The sequence below is a fragment of the Streptomyces niveiscabiei genome (assembly GCF_001419795.1).
Classification (GTDB): domain Bacteria; phylum Actinomycetota; class Actinomycetes; order Streptomycetales; family Streptomycetaceae; genus Streptomyces; species Streptomyces niveiscabiei.
Map to the genome: position 1 here is coordinate 1 of NZ_LIRL01000369.1, position 4945 is coordinate 4945.

At 69.3% G+C, this 4945-nt stretch carries 4 protein-coding genes; 1 reads left to right on the forward strand and 3 read right to left on the reverse strand.

Features of this window, described 5'->3' with window-relative positions; genetic code table 11:
• Positions 1–169 precede the first annotated feature (169 nt).
• Together acnA and AOK24_RS18660 are read right to left on the reverse strand one after the other, a co-directional pair.
• Complete coding sequence (gene acnA / locus AOK24_RS18655; protein ID WP_055721209.1) at positions 170–2884, reverse strand: aconitate hydratase AcnA; 2715 nt, start codon at positions 2882–2884, stop codon at positions 170–172.
• 197 nt (positions 2885–3081) lie between these two features.
• Positions 3082–3660 carry a TetR/AcrR family transcriptional regulator gene (locus AOK24_RS18660; RefSeq protein WP_055721210.1) on the reverse strand — a complete coding sequence of 193 codons (579 nt, stop codon included), beginning with the start codon at positions 3658–3660 and terminating at the stop codon, positions 3082–3084.
• Positions 3661–3750: 90 nt separating this feature from the next.
• Here AOK24_RS18660 and AOK24_RS18665 point away from each other — a divergent pair, with 90 nt between their 5' ends.
• Positions 3751–4191 (forward strand): anthrone oxygenase family protein, encoded by a 441-nt coding sequence (locus AOK24_RS18665; RefSeq protein ID WP_055721211.1) that lies wholly within the window; start codon positions 3751–3753, stop codon positions 4189–4191.
• Here AOK24_RS18665 and AOK24_RS18670 read toward each other — a convergent pair.
• A partial coding sequence (locus tag AOK24_RS18670) for an SDR family oxidoreductase (protein WP_055721212.1) occupies positions 4184–4945 on the reverse strand: 762 nt, incomplete at its 5' end. The genes AOK24_RS18665 and AOK24_RS18670 overlap by 8 nt on opposite strands.

The window sequence follows — 4945 nt, forward strand, 5'->3', positions numbered from 1 at the left end:
GGGTGGGAGCGCTCCCACCCCATCTGTGCGGAAGGTAGCGCCGTCGGGCGGTTATGTAAACGGGGATGAGGATAATTCCAGGCGGGTACGGCGAAGGGCCGCGCCCCCGGTATCCGGGGACACGGCCCTCAAGCCCTCGTGGAAGGGCTCAACTGCCTTGCGGCGAGCCTTACTTGCGGATCAGGCTGCGCAGCACGTACTGCATGATGCCGCCGTTGCGGTAGTAGTCCGCCTCGCCGGGGGTGTCGATGCGGACGACCGCGTCGAACTCCACGCCGGTGTCGGTGGTGACCTTGACCGTGCTCGGCGTCGTGCCGTTGTTCAGCTCGGTGACACCGGTGATGGAGAAGGTCTCCTCGCCGGTGAGGCCGAGGGACTCGGCGTTCTGGCCGGCCGGGAACTGGAGCGGGAGGACGCCCATGCCGATGAGGTTCGAGCGGTGGATGCGCTCGTACGACTCGGTGATGACGGCCTTGACGCCGAGGAGCGCGGTGCCCTTGGCGGCCCAGTCGCGGGACGAGCCGGAGCCGTACTCCTTGCCGCCCAGGATGACCAGCGGGGTGCCGGCGGCCTGGTAGTTCTGCGAGGCGTCGTAGATGAACGACACCGGGCCGTCGGCCTGGGTGAAGTCGCGGGTGTAGCCGCCCTCGGTGCCCGGCGCGATCTGGTTGCGCAGGCGGATGTTGGCGAACGTGCCGCGGATCATGACCTCGTGGTTGCCTCGGCGGGAGCCGTAGGAGTTGAAGTCGCGGCGCTCGACGCCGTGCTCCGTGAGGTACTTGCCGGCCGGGGTGTCGGCCTTGATGGCGCCGGCCGGGGAGATGTGGTCGGTGGTGACCGAGTCGCCGAGCTTGGCGAGGACACGGGCGCCGGTGATGTCGGCGACCGGCGTGGTCTCCATCGTCATGCCCTCGAAGTACGGGGGCTTGCGGACGTAGGTCGACTCCGGGTCCCACTCGAAGGTGTTGCCGGTCGGGACGGGCAGCGACTGCCACTGGAGGTCGCCGGCGAAGACGTCGGAGTAGGACTTGGAGAACATGTCCTCGCCGATCGCGTTGGCGACGACGTCGTTGACCTCGGCCTCGGACGGCCAGATGTCGGCCAGGTAGACCGGCTTGCCGTCCTGGTCGGTGCCGAGGACGTCCTTGGTGATGTCCACCTTCATCGAGCCGGCGATGGCGTACGCGACGACCAGCGGCGGGGAGGCGAGGTAGTTCATCTTGACGTCGGGGTTGATGCGGCCCTCGAAGTTCCGGTTGCCGGAGAGGACCGAAGTGACCGCGAGGTCATGGTCGTTGACGGCCTTGGAGACCTCCTCCGGCAGCGGTCCCGAGTTGCCGATGCAGGTGGTGCAGCCGTAACCGACCAGGTTGAAGCCGACCTTGTCGAGGTACGGCGTCAGACCGGCCTTGTCGAAGTAGTCGGTGACGACCTTGGAGCCCGGCGCGAGGGTCGTCTTGACCCACGGCTTGCGGGTCAGGCCCTTCTCCACGGCCTTCTTCGCGACGAGCGCGGCGGCGACCATGACGTACGGGTTGGAGGTGTTGGTGCAGGAGGTGATCGCGGCGACGGTGACGGCGCCGTGGTCGATCTCGTACGTCGAGCCGTCGGGGGCGGTCACGGTGACCGGGTTGGACGGGACGCCGTTGGTGGCGGCCGGGGAGTCGGAGGCCGGGAAGGACTCCTTGCCCGCCTCGTCGGCGGTGTCGACGTAGTTGAGGACGTCGGAGGCGAACTGCTGGGCGGCGTTCGCGAGGACGATGCGGTCCTGCGGGCGCTTCGGGCCGGCGATCGAGGGGACGACCGTCGAGAGGTCCAGCTCCAGCTTCTCGGAGAAGTCGGGCTCGGCCTGCGGGTCCAGCCAGAGGCCCTGCTCCTTGGCGTACGCCTCGACGAGCGCGAGCTGCTGGGCCGAACGGCCGGTCAGCTTCAGGTAGTTGATCGTCTCGGCGTCTACGGGGAAGATCGCGGCGGTCGAGCCGAACTCCGGCGACATGTTGCCGATGGTGGCGCGGTTGGCGAGCGAGGTCGCGGCGACGCCCTCGCCGTAGAACTCGACGAACTTGCCGACGACGCCGTGCTTGCGCAGCATCTCGGTGATCGTGAGTACGAGGTCGGTCGCGGTGGTGCCGGTGGGCAGCTCGCCGGTCAGCTTGAAGCCGACGACGCGCGGGATGAGCATCGAGACCGGCTGGCCGAGCATCGCGGCCTCGGCCTCGATGCCGCCGACGCCCCAGCCGAGCACACCGAGGCCGTTGACCATCGTGGTGTGCGAGTCGGTGCCGACGAGGGTGTCCGGGTACGCCTGGCCGTTGCGGACCATGACCGTACGCGCCAGGTGCTCGATGTTGACCTGGTGGACGATGCCGGTGCCCGGGGGGACGACCTTGAAGTCGTCGAACGCGGTCTGGCCCCAGCGCAGGAACTGGTAGCGCTCCTTGTTGCGGCCGTACTCCAGGTCGACGTTCTGCTTGAACGCGTCGTTGGTGCCGAACTTGTCGGCGATGACGGAGTGGTCGATGACCATCTCGGCCGGGGAGAGCGGGTTGATCTTCGCCGGGTCGCCGCCGAGCGCCTCGACAGCCTCACGCATGGTGGCGAGGTCGACGACGCAGGGGACGCCGGTGAAGTCCTGCATGATCACCCGGGCCGGGGTGAACTGGATCTCCTGGCTGGGCTGGGCCTGCGAGTCCCAGTTGCCGAGCGCGCGGATGTGGTCGGCGGTGATGTTCGCGCCGTCCTCCGTGCGGAGCAGGTTCTCCAGCAGGACCTTCAGGCTGTACGGAAGGCGAGCCGAGCCTTCCACCTTGTCCAGCCGGAAGATCTCGTACGACTCGTCGCCCACGCTGAGCGTGGCGCGGGCGTCGAAGCTGTTCGCCGACACGACAGTCTCCTTCATTGATGTGCGCGTACCACCGCATCCTGCCGCCATGCCTACTTGGCCGATCCGCTAAGGTAGGGCTAAGTTAGGTAACCCTTACTAGAGAGGGCGGCTACGGTACGCCTCGGCAGATATCTCGATGTCGAGATAACTCTAGTACATGGGGGCTGGTTGGTCATGCCCGGGTGCCGTGACCGCCGTCATGTCAGGGCCAGGCGGTCCACCAGGAGGGCCAGGCGCGCCCCGGTGTGCTCCGGGGGCAGCCGGCCCGAGCGGGTCAGGGTCGCGACGCCGTGCAGGGCCGCCCAGAAGGTCTCGGTGAACAGGCCCTCGGCGACGCCGGTCCCGGCGACCTCGCCCAGGGACTCCAGGAGTGCGGCGAAGGCGTCCTTGAGGGGTTCCGGGGTGTCCTCGCGGGCGTACGGCAGGCCGCCGTCCAACTGGAAGATCGCGTCGTAGACCGCCGGGTTGCGCTCGGCGAAGTCCAGGTAGGCGCGGGCCAGGGCGTGTACGCGGGCGCGCGGGCCGTCCGCCGCGGCCGTCGCGGCGCGGATCGCCGCCGCCAGCTCCGTGGCGCCCTGGAGCGCGACGGCGCCGATGATCTCGCGTTTGCCGCGGAAGTGGCTGTAGAGGACGGGCTGGCTGTACTCGATGCTCTCGGCGAGGCGGCGGGTGGTGACCGCGTCCCAGCCCTGCCGCTCGGCGAGTTCGCGGGCCGTCGCCACGATGAGGCGTTCGCGCTCCGCCCGCTCGCGCTGTTTGCGTTCCTGTACCGACATACCTCGATGCTAGCACTGCTAGACAATCGAGCGGCGGCAGGTCTAGCGTTGACCTGACAGCTAGCAGCACTAGATTCCGAGAGGGTCGTCATGCTCAACGCACTTGAGATCGTCACCACCGTGGTCGTCGGCGTCATGGTGGGTGTCGAGTTCTCCGTCGCCTTCGTCATGAACCGGATCCTCGACGCGCTGCCCGAGGACAGCGGGCAGCTCGGTCACGCCCACGGCGGGCGGATGCTCGGCGCCGTCATGCCGGTCTGGTACGTCGGTTCGCTGGTCCTCGTCGGCGTCTGGGCCGCCGCCGACCGCGCGGGGCTCGTCGCCGCCGCCGGGACGCTCCTGCTGGTCAGCGTCGTCATGTCGGTCCTGCTGCTCGTCCCGATCAACAACCGGAACAAGACGTGGACGCCGGAGAACCGGCCCGCCGACTGGAAACGGCAGCTCGACCGCTGGGGACGGCTCCACCATGTCCGCCTCGGCGTCATCCTCGCGGCGTTCGCCTCGCTGGTCACCGCCCTCGCCCTCACCTGAACGCGTCGGTGTTCTCCGCCGCCCACCGCCGGTACGTCCGCCCCGGGGCGCCGGTGATCTCCGGGACCGTCGTGCGGACCCTCAGGAGGCCGTCGTTCACGTCCCCGCCGGTCAGGTCCAGGACCGCGTCCGCCGTCTCCGGGTCCAGGTACGCCGTCATGTCGTCGTGGGCCTCGGCGCGGGTGAGTTCGGTGAGGGTGAGGTCTCTGCCGAGGGTGGCGGCGAGGGTCTCGACCTGTTCCCGGACGGTGACCTGTGCCGGGCCCGTGAGGGCGTACGTGCGGTTGCGGTGGGCCCGGGTCGTCAGGGCCCGGTGCGCGACCGCCGCGATGTCCGCCGGGTGGATCGTGGGCAGGCCCGTGTCGGCGTACGGGGCGCGGACCTCGCCGTGTTCGCGGATCGCCGGCGCCCACCAGAGGGTGTTCGACGCGAACTGGGTGGGGCGCAGGACCGTCCACTCCATGCCGCTGCCCCGGAGTGCCTCCTCCACCGCGCGGTTGCGTTTCGCCGCGGGGAGGTGGGGGTGGGTCTCCACGGTGATCGAGGAGACGAGGACGACGTGCTCGACGCCGGCGTTCTTCGCGTGACCGAGGATGCCCTCCTCGGGGCCGAGCCCTTGAAGGAGGAAGAGCGAACGAACCCCGTCCAGGGCGCACTTGAGGGATTCGGGGTGGGCAAGATCGCCCTCCACCGCTTCGGGGAACCCCGCGCGTGCCGCGTCCCGGGTGAGGCCCCTCACCCGGGACGCGGCACG